Below are 17,359 nucleotides of genomic sequence, written 5' to 3'. Positions count from 1 at the left end.
CATCGGCACCTGGAGCGCCGGGAGTAACGGTGAACGACGGAAAGTCAGTCTCGGTCGAGACCGAGCGCCCGACGCATGGGAGCGAGCTTCGCATTCGTCTCGGCCACCTCGGTGGCGGGATCCGAATCGGGCATGATCCCGGCACCGGCATACAGCCGGATCCGATTGCGATCCTCGAGCTGACCGCAGCGCAGAGCGATGCCGAACTGGCCGTTGCCGCGCCCGTCCATCCACCCGACAGGGCCGGAGTAACGGCCGCGGTCGAGGGGTTCGAGTTCATCGACATGGGCGACCGCGCTCGCCTGCGGGTACCCGCCGACGGCGGCAGTGGGGTGGACCGCTGCGGCGACGTCGAGGGCGGTGAGCCCGGAGTCGGGGGAGAGGCTCGCCTGCGCGTCCGAGGCCGAATGGATGACATTGGCCAAGGGCAGCAGGTGGGGGCGCTCATCGACGGTGACATCCTCGGCGACCGAACCCAGGCTGCGCTGCAGCGAGGCGATGGCGAATGCATGCTCGGTGCTGTCCTTGTGGGCACTCAGCAGCTTCCGGGCCGCCGGCATCTCCTCCATCGGGTTCTTCTCCACCCGGTAGGTCCCGGCGAGGACACGTGAGGTGACTCTGTTGTTCTCGACTCCGATGAGCAGCTCCGGGGTCGACCCGATGAGACCGGCGATGTCGAAGGTCCAGCAGCTCGGGTAGCTGCGGTTGAGCGCGCCGAGCACCGCACGCACGTCGATGTCCTCCTCGGTGGTGACCACCTCGTCACGGGCGAGGACGACCTTGCGCAGAGTCGGATCATCCGAGAACGCGTCCACTTCCGCCGAGGTGTCGATCGGGGTGAGCATGTCAGCGACCTGCTCGACGAGCCGGGACCACCTCTCGGGATCGAGGTCCCCGGCCTCGGCGCGGGCGGAGTGCACGCGCTGCAGCGGTTCGGCCTGGAGGATCGGCGGCAGAGGAGGCACCTCGGCTGTCGAGATCGAGGTCAGCCACACACGGCCGCCGCGACGACCGAGAACGAACTCGGGGACGTGGATGATCGAATCGACAGCGGATTCGCCCGAATACGCGACCGTGGCAAAGCACATGAGTCCGGAGCCGAGCAGATCGACCTCGTCCTCGACCTCAGCCGCCTCGGTGATGGCCTTCCAGGCATCCGACAGGTCGGTGAACCTCTCGGGACCGCGGGCTCGGATGCGCAGGGTGCGGCCGAAGCCGATGAGTCCGGAGGTATCACGGACCCAGCAGGAGAAGCCGTCGGTCGGCAGCAGTTCGAGGGTCTGCTCCACGGTCGTGGGCAGGCCTGATTCGAAGGGGAAGCCGGGCCCGGGATCGACGTCGTCGACGAAACGGGAGCGCACGTGCAGGCGCGGAGGGGCGGAGAGGATGTCGGAAGTGCCGGAAGTCAAAGTCATGTCGCCTCGATTCTAGACGAGGATGTCGGCGGACCGGGATCCGGATTCGCCCTCCCGGTTCAGGTGTTGAGAGAATGTGGTCATGAACCGTGCCAAGCTCGACAAGCAGCCCGCCGACGTCGCGTCGATGTTCGATGATGTCGCGTCCCGATACGACCTCACGAATGACGTCCTCTCCTTCGGACTCGCCCGAGCCTGGAGGCGCACCGTCGCCCATTCCGTCGCCGCCGGACCCGGTGAGCGCGTACTCGATCTGGCCGCTGGAACCGGCACCTCGTCGATGACGTTCACTCACCACGGCGCCGAGGTGGTGGCCGGGGACATCTCCACCGGAATGCTCACCGAGGGGCGACGCCGGCACCCGAAGATCGATTTCATCTACGCCGATGCGATGGATCTGCCCTTCGCCGATTCCAGCTTCGATGTCGTCACGATCTCCTTCGGCATCCGCAACGTCAATGACGTCGATACGGCCCTTGACGAGATGCTGCGCGTGCTCAAGCCCGGCGGACGCCTCGTCATCTGCGAGTTCTCCACCCCGACGTTCGATGCTTTCAGCCTTGTGTACAAGGAATACCTGATGAGGGCCCTGCCGGCCGTGTCCCGTGCCGTGTCCTCGAATCCGGAGGCCTATGTCTACTTGGCCGAGTCGATCCGCGCCTGGCCGAACCAGGACGCCTTCGCCCACCAGATCCTCGACGCCGGCTTCGACCAGGTGAAGTACCGCAATCTCACCGGCGGAATCGTCGCCGTCCACCACGCCCTCAAACCCGCCGAAGCGACCACGGACTCGGCAGCAGCGGCCGACACCGCGGAGCCGACCAAGCCTTGACGATGAATGAGTTCGATGCCGAAGTCGTCGTCGTCGGTGCCGGCCCGGCCGGCTCGGCGATCGGCGCCTACCTCGCCCAGGCCGGGCACGAGGTCATCATCCTCGAGAAGTCCGGTTTCCCCCGAGACAAGATCTGCGGCGATGCCCTTACCCCGCGTGCGGTCAAGGAAGCCGGCTACCTGGGGATGGATCTGCCGGCCTCCGACGGCTGGCACCCGAACAAGGGACTGCGCCTCATCGGCGGCGGCCACCGGCTCGAACTCGATTGGCCCGACATCGACGGCACCCCGAACTATGGGCTGACCCGTCCGCGCATGAGCATGGACGAGGCCTTCGCCCGTCATGCTCAGCGGTCCGGGGCCAGGCTCTTCGAACAGGTGCGAGCCATGTCTCCGGACATCGGCGATGACGGGTGGATCAAGGGCGTGCATGCGTCGGGCACCGACCACCGGGGTCGCCGAGTCGGCCCCGAAGCCCACTTCAGGGCCCCGATCGTCATCGCCGCCGACGGAGTCTCCTCCCGCCTGGCCGTGTCCATGGGCCTGGAGAAGCGCGATGACCGACCGATGGGCATCGCCGCCCGCGCCTACCACACGACGCCCCGGCACGCCGATGACTACATCGAATCCTGGGTCGAGATGCGTTCGACGAACGCGGCCGGGGAATCCGAGACCCTGCCCGGGTACGGGTGGATCTTCCCCCTCGGCGACGGCACCGTGAACATCGGTGCCGGCCTCCTCGACTCCTCGCCCCAGTTCAGATCCGTGGACCTGCGCGGCATGATGAACCAGTGGATCGCGGACATGGGCCATGAGTGGGGCATCGACGAATCGACATCTCTGGGCCCGATCAAATCCGCGGCCCTGCCCATGGCATTCAACCGGACACCGCACTTCCACCGCGGTCTGCTGCTCGTCGGCGACTCCGGCGGCATGGTCAACCCGTTCAACGGCGAGGGCATCGACTATGCGCTGGAGTCCGCGCGCATCGCCGCCGAGGTGATCTCCACCTATTCGCGCTACCCGCAGGCCGTGATGCGCCGCCGACTCGAGGAATACCCGGCGCTGCTCGGGGACTCCTTGGGCGGATACTTCACTCTCGGCCGGGTTTTCGCCTCGATCATCGGCCACCCGGCACTCATGCAGTTCGGAATCAAGTACGGTATGGGTGTTGACGTTGTGATGGAGTTCGTCGTCAAATTGTTGGCGAACCTCTACCGCGACCCGAAGGTCTCCGAGGCCGATCTCATCGACAGGGTGATCTCTGCCCTGACCCGAATCGTTCCGGCCACCAGCAACGGCACACAGACGACGCTGAGACCACAGTGAAGAACTCTGAGCGCAAGGGCGAGGACAACGGCATGCCGAGACCGACTATGACGAATGACGAGGACATGAGCCACCTAGCCTCTCCGGCCACCTTCACCGGTGACGACGCCCAGCTCGCGGCAGAGATCTCGACTCAGTTGGAAACCGTGGAGTCCCGTCTCTACGAGGTCACCGAGCAGACCCGCAGGCTGCCCGACGCAACCTCGAAGCACCTGCTGGCCGCCGGCGGCAAGCGGGCACGTCCGAATCTCGTCCTGCTCACCGCCCGCCTCGGCGATGCTGACAACGAGGACATCATCGATGCGGCTGCCGCCGTCGAACTCATCCATCTGGCTTCGCTCTACCACGACGATGTCATGGACGACGCTCCCGTGCGACGCGGCGCGAAGGCCGCGCACGAGGTGTGGGGCAATTCGGTGGCGATCCTCACCGGCGATCTGCTCTTCTCCAAGGCCTCCGGGGTGACCGCGAAGCTCGGCCCCGAGGCCGTGCGCGTCCAGGCCGAGACCTTTGAGAGGCTCGTGCTCGGACAGCTCAACGAATTCGCCGGCCCGCCCGAAGACGCCGACGAAGTCGAGCACTACATCCAGGTGCTTGCGGACAAGACCGGATCGCTCATCGCCACCTCGGCGCGGTTCGGAGTCATGTTCTCCGGCGCCGACCAGGAACTCGCCGAACCCGTGCGAGTCTTCGGCGAACGCATCGGCGTGGCCTTCCAGCTCGCCGACGACATCATCGACCTGACCACGACATCCTCGGAATCGGGGAAGACCCCGGGCACGGATCTGCGCGAACGCGTCCCCACCCTGCCCGTACTCTACGTGCGCGCCGCCGCTGCTGCGGGCGATGACACCGCCGCCGAGGTGGTCCGACTTCTCGATGCCGACCTCAGTTCCGATGAGGCGTTGGAAGCAGCGCGCTCAGCCCTGGCAGCCCATCCCGTGACCGAGCGGGCCCGCGCCGAGGCGTCGCGCTGGGCGGATGAGGCCAAAGCCGCATTGGCACCGCTGCCCGAGGGACGAGTGAAGGAAGCGCTGTTCGCCTTCGCCGATTCCGTCGTCTCCCGCAGTTCCTGAGTTCCTGCCCCTTACCGTTCTCGACTGTTTCTCCGCCGTTTCGGCACTGGCGCAAAGGACGTACCGCGATGACGCGCACCTCGGCTTCGGCACCGATGAGGGCTCCGCAGAGACTGGGCGCCGCCGATTGGATCGGACTGGGCGTGCTCGCGCTGCTGCTCGTGATCGGTCTGAGCTGGTCGAAATGGCTGCCGTACTGGGACAAGGCGTGGACGCTGAGCGAGACTTCGCTGTGGGAGGGCACTCCGCTCTTCGATGCCGCGGGGCACACGATGTCACTGTCCGGGGCATGGGACTTCACGCTGGTGTACTTCACCGCAGTGTGGAAGGCCCTGCTCGTGGCGCTGCTCGTCGCGGCCGCCATCGACGCTCTGGTTCCCCGCGACTGGCTGCTGCGGCTGCTGAATCGGCGCAGCCAGACCGGTCAGTCCCTCGTCGGCGCGGCCCTGTCGATGCCGTCGATGATGTGCACCTGCTGCGCGGCCGCCGTGGCCGCGAGCCTGCGTGATTCGGGAGTGAGGCGCTCCGCGGCCCTGGCGTACTGGGTGGGCAATCCGCTGCTCAACCCTGCAGTGCTCATCTTCCTGGCACTCGTCCTGCCGTGGCAGTACACGGCCGTGCGTGTGGTCTTCGCCGTGGCCATCGCGGTCGGGGCAAGCGCCCTGATCGGACGGTGGGTGTCCGGGCGGAACGATTCGGCGCCCGAGCCGAGCCCCGCCTCGGTGACGGTGTCGTCCCTACCCGTGCGCTACCTGCGGTCCTTGGGCCGGTTCGCGGTCATCCTCGTGCCCGAGCATCTCCTGCTCGTCTTCCTCATCGGGCTGCTCGCCCCATGGCTGACCGGCGTATACGGCCTCGAAGCCCAATTGGGCGCCGGAGCGGTCATCATCGTCGCGATCATCGGCACCCTGCTCGTCATCCCCACCGGCGGAGAGATCCCGATCATCCTCACCCTCGTGCCTCTCGGCGTCGGTGCCGGAGTCACCGGCGCCCTGCTCATCGCCCTGCCGGCGCTGAGCATCCCCTCGATGGTCATGGTCGGCAGGGCCATGGGGTGGAGGACGACCGCGGCCATGGGTGCCGCCGTCGCCGTGGCCGCGGTGCTGGCCGGGGGAGCGCTCGCGGTGCTGAGCTGAGCTTCGGCACGATTCGGCCGCCTCGGCGATGGCGACTGCGGGTCGCCTCGGTGAGGCTCCCGCAGTCAGCGGCGGCGTCGGTTCGTGCGCACGAGATCGGTGCAGAGCAGGACGACGGCGATCCAGATGATGAAGAAGCCGATCCACCGCGTCGTCGACATCATCTCGCCGAGGACCGTGACACCGAGGATGAACTGGATCGTCGGGGTGAGGTACTGGAGCATGCCCACCCAGGACAGGGGGATGCGGCGGGCGGCGGCGCTGAAGAGGATGAGCGGGATCGCTGTGGCAGGCCCGGTGACTATGATGACCAAGATGTGCCAGCCGCCGAATCCGGTGAACGTCTGCAGGCCCAGAGAGCCGAGGACGATGAGGTAGATCGCCGAGGGCACGGCGAGGACGAGGCTTTCGACGGCCATGCCTTCGAGCGCTCCCACACGGCTGCCGACCTTGTTCTTCACCAGCCCGTAGAGGCCGAAGGACAGGGCGACGGTGAACGCAAGGTAGGGGACGCGGCCGAGGCCGATGCCGACGATGATGACGGCGAGCAGACCGAAGCCCACGGCCGTCCACTGCAGTCGACGCAGCTTCTCACCGAGGAAGACCACGCCCAGGCCGATGGAGATGAGCGGGTTGAGGTAGTAGCCGAGCGAGATCTCGACGAGCTGATTGGTTTCGACCCCGAAGATGAACGTCGTCCAGTTGATGGCGATGAGCACGGAGGCCAGAAGCAGGAGGCCGAAGAGGTGCGGCGAGCGCAGGATCTGCCAGGTGCGGAGGAAGCCGCCGGTGAAGATGAGGAGGATGGCGCAGAAGCCCAGCGACCAGATGACTCGGTGGGAGACGAGTTCGAGGGCGCCGGTGGGTGCCGCTGCCGCGAAGAGCAGCGGCATCACGCCCCACAAGAGGTAGGCGGAGAATCCGTTGATCAGGCCGGCACGGCGAATTGCGCTCTCATCGGGGGCAGGGTTCTGGCTCACAGGCTTCAGTCTAATGAGGTGGGGATGTGGTGGGGGTCGCGGGCCCGTCGGCGAGACGGCAGAGCGTGGAGGACTGCGGGCTGCCGATGAGGCCGTGGAAATGCGAGTTTGATCACGTCATTGTAAGGATGACCTACATTGACGATAGACTCGGTGGGACTGATTAGAGAGGTGTGAGAATGACTCGTCCCTTCCGGGTGGCTATCGTCGGCGCCGGTCCTGCCGGGATCTACGCTGCTGATCTCATGACGAAGGCGGAGCGCGATTTCGATCTGAGCATCGATCTGTTCGACCGCCTGCCGACTCCCTTCGGGCTCGTCCGCTACGGGGTCGCTCCCGACCATCCGCGGATCAAGGGCATCATCAATGCCCTGATCAAGGTTCTCGACCGAGGTGACATCCGTCTGTTCTCCAACGTCGAATACGGTGTCGACCTCCGCCTCGAAGAGCTCACCGACCGCTATGACGCAGTGGTCTTCTCCACCGGCTGCTTCGTCGATGCCGCACTCGATCTGCCCGGGATCGATCTGCCCGGATCCTATGGTGCCGCGGACTTCGTCAACTGGTACGACTCGCATCCCGATGTCGGGCAGGAATGGCCGTTGGACGCCGAACGCGTCGCGGTCATCGGCAACGGCAACGTCGCCCTCGACGTCGCGCGCGTTCTGGCCAAGCAGGCCGACGATATGCACACCACGGAGATCCCCGACCACGTGTACGAGGGCCTCAAGACCTCCCGCGTCACCGACGTCCACATCTTCGGTCGCCGCGGACCGGCTCAGGCGAAGTTCACTCCGCTGGAGCTGCGCGAGCTCGGTCAGGTCAAGGACGTCGACATCATCGTCTACCCCGAGGACTTCGAGTTCGACGAAGGGTCGATGCAGGCGATCGAGTCGAGCAACCAGACCAAACAGGTCGCAAAGACGCTCACGGACTTCACCATGCGTGAACCCACCGGAGCGAAGCGGCGCCTCCACCTGCACTTCCTCCACGCACCGATCGCCATCCTCGGCGAGGACAAGGTGACGGGACTGCGCACCGAACGCATGGAACTCGACGGTTCCGGCGGAGTCAACGGCACCGGCAGCTTCCACGACTGGGAGCTCGATGCCGTCTACCGCGCCGTCGGATATGCGGGCGCCCAGCTGCCTCAGCTGCCCTTCGACGACCGCAGACGGGTCATCCCCAACCACGAGGGGCGGGTCGTCGACTCCGACGAACAGGCCAAGGCCGCCGACGCCGACGTCGTTCAGGGCGTCTACACCACCGGGTGGATCAAGCGCGGGCCTGTCGGACTCATCGGCCATACCAAGGGCGATGCGCTCGAGACCATCGGCCACATCCTCGATGACCGGGCAGCCGGGGTGCTCACCGATCCGGTGTACCCGGACGAGTCGGCCATCGTCGAACTCCTCGAGTCCAAGGGCACCGACTTCGTCGACTGGGAGGGCTACCACCGGGTCGAGGCCGCTGAGAAGGCGGCCGGTGAGGTCGAGGGCCGTGAGCGGGTCAAGCTCGCCACCCGTGAGGCGATGCTGGTCGAGGCGCGCGGGCACGTCACCGCCGAATCCGTCGGCCAGCCGTCCGCCGGCAGCTGACGTGAGGCAACTAGACCCGGGGCGGCTGACCCGAGGCGGCTGACTCGGAGCGGCTGACTCGGAGCCATCGCCCACCGGCAACGGTGCGTTCTCCGCTTGGACGCCACAACGCCCCGGCAGTGACTTCTCCTCCCGTTGCACTGGGAAGACGAGTCGCTGCCGGGGCGTGGTGCGTCTACCGCGTAGAGTCAGAGCATCCGGACCGATGCGCACCATGCACCGGCACACACCGGACGTCCATCAGAATCCGCCGTCGGCAGGCAGGGGAGACCTCGTGAGAAGCGAATCGCTGCTCAAGACGATCGTCGAACGCGCGTATGCCGAACGACTCGACGCCTGGCAGACGGCGGCCGTGCGGATCAAGCACTGGCTGACCGAACAGCAGAAGGGTCTGCTCAAGGACAAGGACATCTCGCGACTCGACGTCGACGGGCACCGGATCAAGGATGCCGCCCGGACCCTGGCGAAGGTGACGGAGAAGACCGAGGACGACCCGCAGCTGACGATCACCTCCACCGAGGATGTCGAAGACCAGATCCGTGACATCGTCGGCATCAAGGTGCTGTGCAAATCTCCGCGCGATCAGCGGATGATGTTCTCTGCCCTGCGCGACCCCGAGCAGCTCGGCTCGTTCGAACTCATCGAATCGCGTGACTACACGGACCCGCCGAAGGCCAGCGGATACCGTGCCTGCCACGTCATTCTGCGCATCCCCTCGGACCAAGGTCAGCCGGTCTTCGCCGAGATCCAGGTGAAGACCCGACTCCAGGACGCGTGGAGCGAGCTCACCCATGAGGACATGTACAAACCCGGTGCGGCGATGAAGCCGAGCAAGCTCCACGGAGAATTCGCCCGCGCCATGGCGAACATGCTCGCCACCGTCGATGACATGGCCGATACCCTGGCCGTCGAGCTCACCGCGCTGACGAACCCGGAACCCGTGCGAGAACTCGACGAACTGCGCGAACAGGACACCGGCATCGATGTCCGAGTCCGCGCGACGGGCCCGAAATACGCGCTCGCCGTCGACGGTTCGGGACGTCAGGGCCTCATCCCCGCATTCGCGATCCGCCGCCTCAGCGGTCAGAAGGGCACCATCAAGGTCAACGACTTCATCCACCTCGATGATCGCCTCCGTGCCAGCGTCGAAGAGGACTCGAAGGGCCTGTACTACATCCCGCTCGAACTCCCCGAACACTGACCCGGATCTCGCCGAGGCGGTTCAGACCGACCATCGGACCTCGCCGAGGCGGCTCAGACCGTGACCTGGACCGAATCGAGCATGGCCTGCCGTGAGGCGACGAGGTTGGCCAAGGAGGCACGCACCTCCGGGTAGCCGCGCGTCTTCAGCCCGCAGTCGGGGTTGATCCACAGCCGCTGTGCAGGCACATGTTTCAGCGCCCCCTCGATGAGTTCGCGCAGCTCCTCGATGGTCGGCACGCGCGGGGAATGGATATCGTAGATGCCGGGGCCGATCCCGCGTCCGAATCCGAATCCGGCGATATCGTCGAGGACCTCCATCCGTGATCGGGCGGCCTCGATGCTGGTGACATCGGCGTCGAGGGCATCGATCGCCTCGATGATCTCTCCGAACTCCGAATAGCACAGGTGAGTGTGGATCTGTGTGTGCGGGGCCACCCGGGCACTGACGAGGCGGAAGGCACGCACCGCCCACTCGAGATACTCGGCGCGGGCCCGACTGCGCAGCGGCAGCAGCTCTCGCAGCGCCGGTTCGTCGACTTGGATGATGCCGATGCCCGCCGCCTCGAGATCGGCGACCTCATCGGACAGCGCGAGACCGATCTGGTCGGCAGAGACCCGCAGGTCGACGTCGTCGCGGACGAACGACCACGCGAGGATCGTCACCGGGCCGGTGAGCATGCCCTTGACCGGGTGCGGTGTCCGGGACGCGGCGTAGCGTGTCCAACCGACGGTGATCGGCTCCGGGCGGGACACATCACCGAACAGGATCGGCGGACGCGTGCACCTCGACCCGTAGGACTGCACCCACCCGTGCTCGGTGGTCGTGAAGCCGTCGAGGTGCTCGGCGAAATACTGGACCATGTCGTTGCGCTCGGGTTCCCCGTGGACGAGGATGTCGAGACCCAGCTCCTCCTGCAGGTCGATGATCCGGTCGATCTCGGCTCTCATCGCCTGCTCGTAGGCGGCATCATCGACACGTCCGGCTCGGTGATCGGCCCGTGCCCGACGGACCTCGGCTGTCTGCGGGAAGGAACCGATGGTCGTCGTCGGCAGATCCGGGATCCCCAGCGACTCCTGGGCGGCGATCCGTGTCGCAGCATCGGTGCGGAAGCCGTCATTGGTCGCCTCGGCTGCGGTGCGGGCGGCCACCTCGGCGTTGTGGACTCGGGTCGACGAAGCGCGGGTGCGCCGGACGCGTTCGGCACGGTTGAACGCCTCGGGCCGGGCTTCGGCCCCGTCGGCGAGAGCGGCGGCCAGGGCCTCGACCTCGGTCACCTTCTCCTCGGCGAAGGACAGCCAGAAGGCGACGTCGACGGGCAGCGTGGTCTCCTGGGAGACCGTATAGGGCACGTGCAGCAGCGAGGTGGAGGTGGACACGCTCAGCGATTCCCGACCCAGACCGGTGAGCACGTCGAGGCTGGCGGCCAGATCATCGGCCCAGACGTTGCGTCCGTCAATGGCCCCGGCGACGAGGTGGACCGACGGGGGCAAGGTCGCCGCCAGCCTGGGTGCATAGTCCGGGTCGGCCCCGCGGGTCGCGGCGGACAGGTCGACACCGAGGGCGTCGATGCCGGATTCGGCGAGTGCGGGCAGACCGTTCTCGAGGCTTCCGTAGGGGGCAGTGACGAACAGCTGCGGACGAATGGTTGCGGAACTCAGCGTCGCATAGGTGCGTCGGGCTGCCTCGGCGAGCCTGGCATCGGTGGTGCCGGGGATGTCGGCGACGAGGGCCGGTTCATCGAGCTGAACCCAATCGACGCCAGCGTCACTGAGTGCCGTGAGAATGTCTCGATAGACGGGGGTGAGCTCGTCGAGTCGGTCGAGCGGCAGAGTCGTGGCACCGGGTGCGGGTTTGGCCAGTGCGAGCAAGGTGACAGGTCCGACGAGGACCGGTCTGACCAGGTGTCCGGCGGCCCTCGCCTCGGCGACGAGGGAGAGCAGATGGTGCGGGCGGGCGGTGAAGACCGTGGAGTCGGCGAGCTCGGGGACGAGGTAGTGGTAGTTCGTGTCGAACCATTTCGTCATCTCCAACGGACTGCGCTGGGCTGTTCCGCGGGCGAGAGCGAAGTAGGCATCGAGGCCGGCGGCAGCGCCTGTGTTGGTGCCGCCGGTGTCCGTGGGGATGAGCCCGACGGTCAGTGCCGTGTCGAGGACGTGATCGTAGTGGCTGTAGGAGGCCGGGATCGCATAGTCCTCGCGCAGCCCCAGCTCGGCGAGTCGGTGGTAGGTCTCGACGCGCAGGGTGTGTACGAAACGGGTGAAGTCGTCGGCGTCGATGCGGCCGGCCCAGTAGGCCTCCAAGGCTCTCTTCTGTTCGCGGCGGGCGCCGATGCGCGGGTAGCCGGTGACGGTGGCTCTCGGGAATGGGGTGGTCATGCGTGGTTCTCCTTCGCGGTCGTTGGTGTGTCGTCGGTCGATGGCGGCCATCGCCGAGGCGGTGGTTGGGGTGGGAATGAGCTCACTGAGATCCCTTTCTGTTCGAGTGCGGTGAGCAGGTCTTCGGTCGTGTTCTGGTCGTTGAAGGTGTAGAAGTGCAGTCCGTCGGCATCGTGTTCGAGGATCGCTGCGGTGTGTTCGGCGGTGATCTCGAGTCCGATCCGCCGCGCCGAGGCGGGGTCGGAGATTCCGTCGAAGCGTGCGAGGAGATGGTCGGGAACGGGCAGACCCGAGAGTCTGGACATCGTGTGCAGGCGGCGAGCATCGGTGAACGGCAGGATGCCGGGGATGATCGGGAGCGTGATGCCGGCATGTTCGGCACGCCGGCGCAGACGGGAGTAGGCGGTGGGGTCGAAGAAGAGCTGGGTGATGGCGAAGTCGGCGCCGTTGCGCTGCTTGGCCGCGAGCACGTCGAGGTCCTCTTCGGGCCCGGTCGATTCCGGATGGCCCGAGGGGTAGGCGGCGACGCCGATGCCGAGGCGACCGGCGGCCAGGCGAGCGACATTGTCGGATTCGATGCGGCGGAGGAGGCCGACGAGCGCATCGGCGTGGGGGAGGTGTCCGGCTGGGAGACTCGTCCGACCGGCGGGGATGTCGCCGCGGATGGCGAGGAAGCCGCGCACGCCGACGCTGAGGAGATGGTCGATCCAGGTGAGCAGCTCGGGCTCGGTGCCGGCGGTGCATGCGAGGTGGGCCAAGGGCCGCAGCGTGGTCGTGGAGGTGACCTCGGCGATGAAGTCGGCCGTGCCCTGCAGCCAGCTGCTGGTGGCCGATGAGGTGACGGCCAGATAGTCAGGACCCAGCGAATCGAGGAATCTCAGCAGTCCCGGCATCCGCGCCGCTTGGGCCGCGGACCGGGGTGGGATGACTTCGAAGGACAGAGCTCGCCGCAGCCGGCGTCGACCGATGGGCAGCCGATCGGGTGTGCTGCCCGGGGCCGAGGCCGAGAGCCGCGGGGTGACGAAAGTGGATGACATGTCGCCATCCTGACGGGGGACCGGGGAACGTGCGGCACGGATGCATGATCGGTGTCACGACCCGTCATGAGCGAGTCTCAGAACGTCCGCGGGCGTCAGACGATGACGTGTTCCGACATATTCGCGGGGTGGGGGATGAGGGGAGTGCTGCCTGAGTCGTCGACCGGCCGAGCTTGACCGGCTGAGCCGAGCCGTCCGACGGCCCAGCTCAAACCGAGGTGGAGTCAGCGGTAGTTCGTGAACTGCAGGTCGACGTCGAGGTCCTGTCCCTTGAGCAGGGCGATGACGGCCTGCAGGTCATCGCGCTTCTTCGAGCTCACGCGCAGCTCGTCGTCCTGGATCTGGGCCTTGACGCCCTTGGGCCCTTCGTCGCGGATGATCTTCGAGATCTTCTTCGCATTGTCCTTGTCGATGCCCTCCTTGAGGGAGGCGTCGATGCGGTGCTCTTTGCCCGAGGGGTACGGTTCGCCGTCTTCAAGGGACTTCAGCGAGATTCCGCGTTTGACCAGCTTCGACTGGAAGACATCGAGGATGGCCTTGACGCGGTCTTCGCTGCTGGCCTTCATCTGCACGGCTTCGCCGCTCCAGGCGATCGAGGCATCGGTGCCGCGAAAGTCGTAACGGGAGTTGATCTCTTTCGCTGCCTGGTTCAGTGCGTTGTCGGCTTCCTGTCGGTCGACCTTGCTGACGATGTCGAATGAGGATTCGCTGGCCATGAATGCTCCTTAGTCTGCGATGGTGTGTACCCGTCGGGAACGGGCGTGGCTGTTGCCTCCGAGTCTAGTCGAGGCCGCGAATTGTGATCTGCGTCTATCGAGTTGGAGATTCGGGCCCGGGCCTTGTATTCTTTTCAGGTGCTCATCGAGCGCCACCTGCGGCAGATTGCCCGAGCGGCCAAAGGGAGCTGACTGTAAATCAGCCGGCATTGCCTTCGAAGGTTCGAATCCTTCATCTGCCACGCAGAGGGAAGCGGTCTCGCGACTTGTGGAAACACAGGACGCGGGGCCGTTTTCCATCTCCCCGCCGACAAGGGAGCGCCCGCCGGCACTAGGCACAGAAGTGGTCGCCCACTGCAGGCGCTGCGCCGAGAATAGGTCGCAAACGGACATTTCCGCCGAAAAGTATCCGATTGTGACCCAAGTTCGGTCCCCTCTGCTCTCAAGCTGCCGGGTGCCCACCCTTGCGAACCTCTTGCCGAGGCGCCTACCGTGTGAGGACACTTGGCCGGGGTGCCGCGTCGAGGCGAGCCGCGGTGTTCAGCCCACGGCGTCTGGTGCCGGGAGCCACGGCACTGTGGACCGGGGAGAGGCGAGACCATGAGTAAGGACCCGAGTGAGGACGAAGCGCCTCGGCGCCTGAATTCGCTCGAGGATCGCAACGCCGTCGTCGAATCGGCCCTTGACAGGGCCATCGAGCGCGGTGATTTCGATGATCTGCCGGGTTTGGGCAAACCGCTGAGCGGGCTGCACAGTTCCTCTGACCCCGATTGGTGGATCAAGCAGAAGATGGACGCCGAGGGCATCAACGGCGTCGCTCCGGCCGCGTTCCAACTGAAGAAGGAGAACGCCGTCCTCGAAGACGCCGTCGACGCCTTCACCACCGAATCCGAGGTCCGCGATTACCTGACCGGGTTCAACGCCCGGGTGCGGGAGGCTGTGATGGACCTGCGTGACGGCCCGCCGGTCTTCACACCTCCGCGGGATATCGACGCCGAGGTCACGGCCTGGCGGGAACGACGCGCGAAGAAGACAGACACCGGTTCCGAGGCGGAGCCGAGCGTCCCTGACCCGGAGCGAGGCACTGATGGCTCCGAGCCGGGTGGCCCGCCTCGGCGGTGGTGGCATCTCTTCCGCAGTCGATGACGCCGCTGAGCGGACTGATCTCGGTCGGTTAGTTCAGCGCTCTCAGGAGCTGGCGGACGGCCCCGCACCGGTCGCCTTCTTCAGTCGCGCGATCGCCAGATGAGCGAGGATCGCGGCCTGGTCGCCGAGCACAGAGTCATCGAAGACGACGTTCGGGGAATGATTGTCGCTCTGACGCTCCGGCGGCACGTCCTCACGTCTCGCGCCGATCATGAGATAGGTTCCCGGCACCTCTCGCAGCACGAACGAGAAATCCTCGCTCGGCATGATGGGCTGATCCAGCTCGACGACCCTGTCCGCACCGAGCGCTCCGGTGAGCTCGTTGAGTGTCCAGCGCGTCTCGGCAGCGTCATTGACCGTCACCGGATACTGGACCTGGAAGTCGACCTCGGCGGTGCAGTCGTGTGCGGCCGCGATGCCGTCGGCCAGTCGGCGAGACCGGGAGCGGACGATGTCGAGTGACGATTCGGAGAGTGTCCGGATGGTCGCACCCATGCTCGCCGAGGCGGGGATGATGTTGACGGCATCGCTGGCTTTCAGCTGGGTGATGCTCATGACGATGGGATCGAAAGTGCTGATGCTTCGCGTGATCATGTTCTGGCATGCGGTGACGAGTTCGGCCAGCGCGGGCACGGGATCGATGGCCGACTGCGGTTGCGAACCGTGTCCTCCGCGTCCGTGGATGGTGACGTTGAGGACGTTGGAGCCGGCCTGGAGAGTGCCGGGCTTCGTGCCGAGGATTCCTCGCGGGCTCGTCGTGACATGAATGCCGAACGCCGCGATCGCGGGTCGTCCGGCAGCTTCGAGCACGCCTTCGCGGATCATCACCGAGGCGCCGTTGTACCCCTCTTCGCCGGGTTGGAACATCAAGACCACATCTCCGCGCAGCTGATCGCGGTGTGCATGGAGCAGTCGTGCGGCACCGACAAGTCCCGCGGTGTGCAGGTCGTGTCCGCAGGCGTGCATGTTCCCATTGGTCGAAGCGAACGGTTCGTCGGTGTCCTCTTCCAGGGGCAGGCCGTCCATATCGCCGCGCAGCAGGACCGCGGGGGCGTCGGTCGGCCTGTCCGGGTGCGAACCACGGAGGACCGCGGCCACCGAGGTGGAGTCCTGACCCGTGGTCACCTCGAGATCGAGATCGGCCAGTGCAGAGATCACGGCTGCCTGTGTGCGGGGCAGATGGAGGCCGATCTCGGGATTCGCGTGGAGCTGTCGGCGCAGCTCCTGCAGTTCGGGAAGGAGGGTCTTCCCCTCGGCGAGCAGTTCGTGCATAACGTCCTTTCGGATGAGGCTTCAGAGCGGTGAGAGATCGTCAGAGCAGACTGACAAGCACACTGGCGATGACGACGGAACCGGCGCTGACCGAGGTGAACCCGCCGACGAGCATGGGCGGAAGCATCACATTGAGCAGTGCTTCCTTCTCATCGTCATTACGGGCGATCGATCGCGCGACCTCGTTCGTCAGGAGGTAGTCGGCAGGGAAGCCGTACATGGCGGTGAGGGCGACCGACATACCGAGCCCGGACTTCCAGCGCAGGAGCTTCGTGGCGACGAATCCGCCGATGACGATGCCCGAGCCGCCGACGACGAGAATGGTGATCGTGGGGACGAAGGCGTTGATGACGTCTTGGACGGATGCGGTGACGAGCGGTGCCATGACGATGGCGATGACACCGGCCATGGCGATGCCGAACGAATTCGACCGTTCCATGGCCTTGTCGGGGGAGAGGCCGATCGCAGTGGCCAGGATGCCGAGGATCAGGGCGAGGATGGATGAGGGAATGTGGGTCGGGACGGCCAGCAGCGTCGCGAGCGATCCGCCGACGAGGATGAGGAAGAGCATGAACAGCTGATTGTCGACGAGGAATCCCGGCAGCGTGACGAGCTTCTTCTTCTGCGCGGCCGCCTCTTCCTCCTCGTGATGGGCACGAGCGAGTTCGTGCAGCTCTCCGCTGTCGCGCAGCTTCGTGGCATAGCGACGCAGGAGGTAGTTCGTCAGCGGCATCGACGGCAGCGACTGAAGCATGAGGACCAGGGCAGGAAGCACGACGATCGACGAGGCGGCGCCGGTGGCTGTGAGCCCTTCTGTCGTCAGGCTGGTGGCGACGATGCCGCCGGCCAACGGGCCGGACCCTGCTACGAAGGTTTCGAAGCCGAAGAGCGGAGCGACGATCGCCAGAATGAGCAGTACGGCCACGAGCATGCCTGAGACGGCGATGATCACAGAACGCCATTGTTTGAGCATCACGCGCAGCGGGATCAGCGAGCCCATGTGGAAGAGCAGAGGTGCCACGAGGAACGAGTAGGCCTGAAGCAGCAGGGAGTCGTCGATGACCGTCTCCGGGACCACGCCCAACTTGGCGAAGACGAAGATGCCGAGCATCGCGACCAGAAGACTGGGAACTCGGGCTTTCGACCAGATTGAGACCAACTCGCCGAGAGCGATGAAGGCGAGGACGATCGCGGCAGCGTAGATAGCTTCCATGGTGAACCTTCGTAAATAGGAAGTGAGGTAC

The 17,359-nt window shown here is 65.9% G+C and carries 14 protein-coding genes and 1 tRNA gene; 8 read left to right on the top strand and 7 right to left on the bottom strand.

The window, feature by feature from the left end:
- Positions 1–44 precede the first annotated feature (44 nt).
- Positions 45–1,415, bottom strand: a complete 1,371-nt coding sequence (locus tag GUY37_RS13555; RefSeq protein ID WP_166826542.1) for an isochorismate synthase — start codon at positions 1,413–1,415, stop codon at positions 45–47.
- Positions 1,416–1,497: 82 nt separating this feature from the next.
- On the opposite strand from GUY37_RS13555, the gene GUY37_RS13550 reads away from it, so the two are divergent.
- The 4 genes from GUY37_RS13550 (at position 1,498) to GUY37_RS13535 (ending at position 5,787) form a co-directional block, all read left to right on the top strand.
- Positions 1,498–2,247, top strand: coding sequence for a demethylmenaquinone methyltransferase (locus GUY37_RS13550; RefSeq protein WP_166826539.1), 750 nt, complete (start codon positions 1,498–1,500; stop codon positions 2,245–2,247).
- A 2-nt stretch (positions 2,248–2,249) separates the two neighbouring features.
- A complete protein-coding gene (locus tag GUY37_RS13545) occupies positions 2,250–3,575 on the top strand; it encodes a geranylgeranyl reductase family protein (RefSeq protein ID WP_166826536.1) in 1,326 nt (441 codons plus the stop codon).
- A gap of 32 nt (positions 3,576–3,607) precedes the next feature.
- A complete protein-coding gene (locus tag GUY37_RS13540) occupies positions 3,608–4,651 on the top strand; it encodes a polyprenyl synthetase family protein (RefSeq protein WP_407645360.1) in 1,044 nt (347 codons plus the stop codon).
- A gap of 68 nt (positions 4,652–4,719) precedes the next feature.
- Complete coding sequence (locus GUY37_RS13535; protein ID WP_166826534.1) at positions 4,720–5,787, top strand: permease; 1,068 nt, start codon at positions 4,720–4,722, stop codon at positions 5,785–5,787.
- A 65-nt stretch (positions 5,788–5,852) separates the two neighbouring features.
- On the opposite strand, the gene rarD is transcribed toward GUY37_RS13535, so the two are convergent.
- The gene (rarD, locus tag GUY37_RS13530; RefSeq protein WP_166826531.1) at positions 5,853–6,767 is read right to left on the bottom strand and encodes an EamA family transporter RarD; all 915 of its coding nucleotides are present in this window, start codon (positions 6,765–6,767) and stop codon (positions 5,853–5,855) included.
- Between the two features lie 179 nt (positions 6,768–6,946).
- Here rarD and GUY37_RS13525 point away from each other — a divergent pair, with 179 nt between their 5' ends.
- Together GUY37_RS13525 and GUY37_RS13520 are read left to right on the top strand one after the other, a co-directional pair.
- Positions 6,947–8,365: an FAD-dependent oxidoreductase gene (locus GUY37_RS13525; protein ID WP_166826528.1), complete on the top strand. Its 1,419-nt coding sequence runs from the start codon at positions 6,947–6,949 to the stop codon at positions 8,363–8,365.
- Positions 8,366–8,639: 274 nt separating this feature from the next.
- On the top strand, positions 8,640–9,566 hold the full coding sequence (locus GUY37_RS13520) for a GTP pyrophosphokinase (protein WP_166826525.1): 927 nt from the start codon (positions 8,640–8,642) through the stop codon (positions 9,564–9,566).
- Between the two features lie 53 nt (positions 9,567–9,619).
- Here the strand turns inward: GUY37_RS13520 and metE are convergent, their stop codons facing one another.
- The 3 genes from metE to GUY37_RS13505 all read right to left on the bottom strand — a co-directional run bounded on the left by metE (position 9,620) and on the right by GUY37_RS13505 (position 13,697).
- Positions 9,620–11,944 carry a 5-methyltetrahydropteroyltriglutamate--homocysteine S-methyltransferase gene (gene metE / locus GUY37_RS13515; protein WP_166826522.1) on the bottom strand — a complete coding sequence of 775 codons (2,325 nt, stop codon included), beginning with the start codon at positions 11,942–11,944 and terminating at the stop codon, positions 9,620–9,622.
- On the bottom strand, positions 11,941–12,981 hold the full coding sequence (locus tag GUY37_RS13510; RefSeq protein ID WP_166826520.1) for a methylenetetrahydrofolate reductase: 1,041 nt from the start codon (positions 12,979–12,981) through the stop codon (positions 11,941–11,943). The genes metE and GUY37_RS13510 overlap by 4 nt, the downstream gene beginning before the upstream one ends.
- Positions 12,982–13,205: 224 nt before the next feature.
- Positions 13,206–13,697 carry a YajQ family cyclic di-GMP-binding protein gene (locus tag GUY37_RS13505; RefSeq protein ID WP_166826517.1) on the bottom strand — a complete coding sequence of 164 codons (492 nt, stop codon included), beginning with the start codon at positions 13,695–13,697 and terminating at the stop codon, positions 13,206–13,208.
- A 160-nt stretch (positions 13,698–13,857) separates the two neighbouring features.
- On the opposite strand from GUY37_RS13505, the gene GUY37_RS13500 reads away from it, so the two are divergent.
- Positions 13,858–13,939: transfer RNA gene (locus GUY37_RS13500), tRNA-Tyr, on the top strand.
- Between the two features lie 358 nt (positions 13,940–14,297).
- Positions 14,298–14,843: a DnaJ family domain-containing protein gene (locus GUY37_RS13495; protein WP_166826514.1), complete on the top strand. Its 546-nt coding sequence runs from the start codon at positions 14,298–14,300 to the stop codon at positions 14,841–14,843.
- Positions 14,844–14,885: 42 nt separating this feature from the next.
- On the opposite strand, the gene GUY37_RS13490 is transcribed toward GUY37_RS13495, so the two are convergent.
- Together GUY37_RS13490 and GUY37_RS13485 are read right to left on the bottom strand one after the other, a co-directional pair.
- On the bottom strand, positions 14,886–16,115 hold the full coding sequence (locus GUY37_RS13490) for a M20 metallopeptidase family protein (protein WP_166826511.1): 1,230 nt from the start codon (positions 16,113–16,115) through the stop codon (positions 14,886–14,888).
- A 40-nt stretch (positions 16,116–16,155) separates the two neighbouring features.
- Positions 16,156–17,328 (bottom strand): hypothetical protein, encoded by a 1,173-nt coding sequence (locus GUY37_RS13485; protein WP_166826508.1) that lies wholly within the window; start codon positions 17,326–17,328, stop codon positions 16,156–16,158.
- Between the last annotated feature and the right edge of the window lie 31 nt (positions 17,329–17,359).

The organism is Brevibacterium limosum (assembly GCF_011617705.1).
GTDB classification, from domain to species: domain Bacteria; phylum Actinomycetota; class Actinomycetes; order Actinomycetales; family Brevibacteriaceae; genus Brevibacterium; species Brevibacterium limosum.
This window is presented reverse-complemented; position numbering and strand designations above follow the sequence as displayed.